This is a genomic window from Staphylococcus sp. EG-SA-2 (genome assembly GCF_017152085.1).
Genome location: NZ_JACYHC010000461.1, coordinates 1 through 4,749, shown reverse-complemented (window position 1 = coordinate 4,749; position 4,749 = coordinate 1). Strand labels below are relative to the sequence as shown.

At 34.6% G+C, this 4,749-nt stretch carries 5 protein-coding genes and 1 pseudogene; 1 reads left to right on the top strand and 5 read right to left on the bottom strand.

Going from position 1 to position 4,749, the window contains the following annotated elements; translation table 11 throughout:
• From IDG60_RS06320 to IDG60_RS06305, 4 genes are all read right to left on the bottom strand, one after another.
• On the bottom strand, positions 1 to 1,025 hold a 1,025-nt coding region (locus IDG60_RS06320; RefSeq protein WP_206160565.1), incomplete at its 3' end, for a NupC/NupG family nucleoside CNT transporter.
• A gap of 10 nt (positions 1,026 to 1,035) precedes the next feature.
• Positions 1,036 to 1,959 (bottom strand): pseudouridine-5'-phosphate glycosidase, encoded by a 924-nt coding sequence (locus IDG60_RS06315; protein ID WP_000002071.1) that lies wholly within the window; start codon positions 1,957 to 1,959, stop codon positions 1,036 to 1,038.
• A complete protein-coding gene (locus IDG60_RS06310) occupies positions 1,934 to 3,052 on the bottom strand; it encodes a carbohydrate kinase (RefSeq protein ID WP_001283968.1) in 1,119 nt (372 codons plus the stop codon). Before IDG60_RS06310 ends, IDG60_RS06315 begins: the two co-directional genes overlap by 26 nt.
• Positions 3,053 to 3,394: 342 nt before the next feature.
• On the bottom strand, positions 3,395 to 4,384 hold the full coding sequence (locus IDG60_RS06305; RefSeq protein WP_223181135.1) for a PTS sugar transporter subunit IIC: 990 nt from the start codon (positions 4,382 to 4,384) through the stop codon (positions 3,395 to 3,397).
• Between IDG60_RS06305 and IDG60_RS22160 the strand changes: the two genes are divergently transcribed.
• Positions 4,335 to 4,475 (top strand): hypothetical protein, encoded by a 141-nt coding sequence (locus IDG60_RS22160; protein WP_072353785.1) that lies wholly within the window; start codon positions 4,335 to 4,337, stop codon positions 4,473 to 4,475. The genes IDG60_RS06305 and IDG60_RS22160 overlap by 50 nt on opposite strands.
• Positions 4,476 to 4,633: 158 nt before the next feature.
• On the opposite strand, the pseudogene IDG60_RS06300 reads toward IDG60_RS22160, so the two are convergent.
• A pseudogene (locus IDG60_RS06300) lies at positions 4,634 to 4,749 on the bottom strand (ABC transporter ATP-binding protein); the annotation flags it as partial.

Sequence of the window (4,749 nt, the reverse complement as noted above, 5' to 3'; positions counted from 1 at the left end):
GATACATCACCCAGGACATTTTTAAAATCAAGCATTGCTACAAACTCATTTGTAATTAATTTAGTCGCCATTAAAGAGCCAGCTGGAACAGCTTCGCTCCATGGAATCCCCATTAAGAATGCGATTGGTGCAAACACATAGCCAATAAGCTGTTTAAAGTTCAAACCAACACTACCAAACATGATATTAATTGCTTCCATTAATGAAATAAATGCTAACAACATTACGGCTACTACAACAGCGATTTTAAACCCATCCATCGCACTATCACCAATCATTTGGAAAAAGGCAACTTTCTTAGGTTTTCCTGTTTTTCCATTCACTGATTTCGTTTCCGTTGATTTAGTTAAGTTATCAATTTCAACATCACTATCATCAGATTTATAGGGATTGATTACACTGGCGATGATAAGCGCACTAAAAATATTTAACATTACAGCTGTAACTACGAACTTGGGCTCAATCATCTGCATATATGAACCCAACATTGCCATACTAACAGCACTCATACCAGACGTCGCAATTGTATATAATTTCGCTCTAGATAATCTTGGAATAATATCTTTTATTGTTAAATATACTTCTGGTTGTCCAAACATTGCTGTTGAAATAGCAAAGTAACTTTCTAAGCGCCCCATTCTCGTTATTTTATTAATAGCGATACCTACATATTTGATAATAAATGGTAATACCTTAATATAATTAAAAATGCCTATTAATACAGAAATGAACACTAATGGCAGTAACACATTTAAAAAGAACGTAAAGCCATTTTTATTTTGTATATCTCCAAAAACAAAGTTTATACCTGCTTTACTAACATTTATTAACCCTTCAAAAAATGAGCCTAATGCAGTTAAGATTGTTAAACCAATCGTTGTGTTCATCATAAATAACACAATCAACACTTGAATAAATATCATTATTAACGTCTTTTTGAAGTCTATGTTTTTACGATCAAAACTGAATAAAAACGCAACAAATAGTGCAAATGCTATCCCTGTGATAGCGAATAAAATATTCATGTATCATCACCTACAATAATTTATTAACAGCGACAGCAATTTTAGCACCCAACGCCGCATTGTTTTCAACAAGTTTTATATTTGCTGCTAAACTTTTACCATTCGTTTTTTCTACAATTTTCCCTAACAAGAACGGTGTGGCGTCCTTACCTTTAATACCTTGATTTTCCGCTTCAACAACAGCTTCATTTATGATTGCCTCAATATATGCTTTTGATAAGGCATGCTCATATGGAATTGGATTAGCAACAACAATGCCACCTTCAAGATTTAACTGCTGTTTTGTTAAATGAATGTCAGCAAGTCGTTCTGGCGTTTCAACCGAACTTGTTAACTTAACACCGCTTTCGCGAGTGAAGAATGCTGGCAATTCATTCGTTTGATATCCAATAACTGGAACGCCTTTTGTTTCTAAATACTCCATCGTCTTAGGTAAGTCTAAAATTGATTTGGCACCTGCACAGATAACAGTGACATTTGTTTTAGACAGTTCTTCTAAGTCTGCTGAAATGTCCATCGTATGTTCTGCACCTTTATGGACGCCCCCAATACCTCCTGTAACAAAAAATTGAATACCAGCCATTGCAGCACATATCATCGTCGTCGCTACAGTAGTAGCACCAACACACTTCATCGCAACAACTTCTGCTAAATCCCTTCTAGATACTTTAGCAACGTCTTTACTAGTTGCCAGTATTTCTAAATCTTCGCTTTCTAAACCAATTTTAATTTTGCCATCTATAATGGCTATGGTTGCTGGAATGGCACCATTATTCCTGATAATTTGCTCTACTGTTGTTGCCATTTCAACATTTTGTGGGTACGGCATACCATGCGAAATAATTGTTGATTCTAATGCTACAATCGGTTGATTGTTCTCCCGTGCTTGCTGAACTTCTCGAGAATACTCAATATACTTTTGTAAATTTGCCATTTTTATAATCCTCCATATCGTGATAAAGTTGCTGTTGATCTAGGTTTTGCCTAACTGTATATTTCGTTTCTATCGTTTTCTTTGCGTTAACCATACCAGCAATTAATATATCTTCAGTAGACATCCCATTTAACCAGCTATATACTACTGCAGCACAGAATGAATCGCCTGCACCTGTAACATCTTTCACACTATTTGATGGCATAACTGACTTGATGATTTCTTCCTCACCACTTCGATAAATGAGTTCTTTCACGCCATTTGTCACAATAACATTTTTAACACCTAAATCATTCCAGCGTTTAGCAGCTATTTTTAAATCATCAGTAGATTCTATTTTTAAATTTAAGTATGTTTCTGTTTCATCTTTATTCGTGATAATCCAATCAATAGCATGTAATGAATCAGGCATATTTTTCATTTTTGGAGAAGAAACCGTGGTGATAACTAATTTGATTTGATGTTTCGTGGTATAGGCACATAAGAAGTTTAATGCCTCTTTGCCTAAATTCAAATCGACAATAATGCACTTAGCCTTTTTCAATAAGTGTGAACGCTTAATTAAAAATTCAGGCGTAATGTAGTCAAACACTTCCATATCTGCTAAGCCATATGTCATGTCGCCTTCTTTACTAATTAAAGCTGTATATGAACCTGTACTCGCATTTTCAAATTGTTGAACATGATCCAAATTCATAAATGGTGTGGACAATCGTTTAATCATTTCCCATTCACTATCTTGTCCACTAGCAGATAAAAAAGCGACCGTTTCGCCAAGCCTACCTAAGTTCTCAGCAATATTTCTTGCTACGCCACCAATAGAGCGTGTTGACGTTACAGGATTTGATGTTTCTGCAACTAAATCTTTATGCACATAAAACTTACGATCTACATTCGCTGCGCCAATACAAACAATAGGATAATCTTCATTTAAAACATATGCCTTTCCCATAACATATTCCTTTTGTATTAATCCTGAAATAATGTTTGCTACGCTGGGTCTAGATAATCCAATTGCCTCAGCAAGTTCACGTTGTGAAATAAACGGATTATCTTTAATTCTTTTTAAAATTTCTTTCTCAGAATCGCTCATAACATCCCTCCTCATATTGACTTAAAATACTTGAATCAGTGAATTCACAAAAATATCGTAGCATGCTGTTATTTCTGTTGTAAACGCTTACATTTACCGTTATATCAATGATATTTGTTTATAAAATACGCATAATTTCGTAAAAAGTAAGTTCATTCCATCGTGTAAAAGGTACTTGAGAAAATGATAAATGTTTATACAGTATGATATTTGTCGACAATAAATTATGACATTTTTATGTCTTATATTTTTCTATAAAAAAACGTGACTCATTATCGACTGTTACATCGACTGAATCACGTTACTATGTTTTATTTGTTTTTACTATTCAATATGATGATGCTATGCGTCTACTGCACCTCGATTAATCATGTCTTGCTTAGTAACAATTGGATATTTTTTAAATACAATTGAACCAAGATAACCTGCAAGCGCACCTACAATCGCCATTACTACACCATAAATCACAATTGTCGTCGGATGATTAAATCCAAACATAACTAAAAATCCTGCAATCGGTGTAGCTGTACCTGTCGCATCGTTAATTAAACCTGACATAGCAATAATTAAACCAGCAATCGCACCACCAAAGAAATTTGTAATATAGATTGGAATTGGATTGGCTGATACAATATCTGCTTGTGATAAAGGTTCAATACTTACTGCAATCGTAGACTTACGATCACCTAATTTTAAGCGATGGAATAGCGTCCCATTCATAAATGCCGAACTAAATGCTGCCATGGCACCAATAGCCATAGGTACACCCGTTAAACCTAATAATGCTGTCAATGCCATTGAACTCAATGGCGCTGTGCCGACAACCGTGATAATACCACCTAAAATGATACCCATGATAATTGGATTCGTATTCGTACTACTTTGGATAATATCACCAATTCGAATCAATGTACTATTCACTACTGGCGTTAATAATACTGCAATAAGACGAGCTAATGGCGCTAAGATGACAATCGATCCAATTAAGTCGACACCATCCGGCACATATTTCTCTGTATATTTCATCACATATCCAATCATATAACCCGCAAAGAAACCTGGTAATAAATCCATACCACCGCACGCGGCTGCTATAACTAATGCATATACTGGTGATACACCGATAGCTAATGCTGTTAATCCAGCGGCAGCGACACCACCTAGACCTCCCGCAGCGTCTCCTAGCTCTTCTAAAAATTTAATACCGAATACTTCGCCACCAACATATTTATTAAATGCTTCCACTAAAAATGTTGCGATTGCTGCATTAGCTAATGCTCCCATGGCACGCATACCATTAGGTGCTTTATATGTAAATAATGTAAAAATCACTAAGACCAAAAATAAAAATAAAGTACCTATCATTAAATCCATAACCATTGACCCCCATTACGATAATTTTATATTCAATCCCCATATTTAAATATTGAATACTTAGAGGCCATTTTACTACAAAAAATATTATATTTCACGGAATATTTCTAATTTTCGATAATAATTATTATTAATTGAATGTGAAAGTTTATTCAAATAATACATAAACATAAAAATACCGGCACATGATGTACCGGCTTAATAAAACTATTCTACTGTTTCATTTTCAAGATTAAGGACGCCATCTTTCATATGATATGAACGATCACAATATGCTTTAAGTCGTTCATCATGTGTAACAATAATACATGCTTTCTTTCTTT